Source organism: Enterobacter sichuanensis (assembly GCF_002939185.1).
In the GTDB taxonomy this organism is placed as follows: domain Bacteria; phylum Pseudomonadota; class Gammaproteobacteria; order Enterobacterales; family Enterobacteriaceae; genus Enterobacter; species Enterobacter sichuanensis.
The window spans coordinates 1-239 of the sequence record NZ_POVL01000195.1; the positions used below are offsets into that span (position 1 = coordinate 1).

The following is a 239-nucleotide window of genomic DNA, read 5'->3' on the forward strand; positions in this document are numbered from 1 at the left end:
TCTTAACTCACTGGCGATGGACGTAATCAGAACGCTGCCAACACAGCGTGGAAATCCGTGGTTGTTTATCGGTAAAAAACAAGGAATGCCGCTGAACAATCCGGTCAAAGCCTTTCAGCGTATCGTGCGACGGGCGGGAATTTTCGACAAAGAAGTGTGTATTCATACCTGCCGCCATTCGGTTGCGGCGCTCATCGTTTCCCATGGTGGAACGCTGTATGACGTTCAGGCGCAGTTAG

General features: G+C 51.0%; 1 pseudogene. It reads left to right on the top strand.

Annotated elements, in window-relative coordinates:
* Window positions 1-239, top strand: a pseudogene (locus C5687_RS24490) (integrase); the annotation flags it as partial.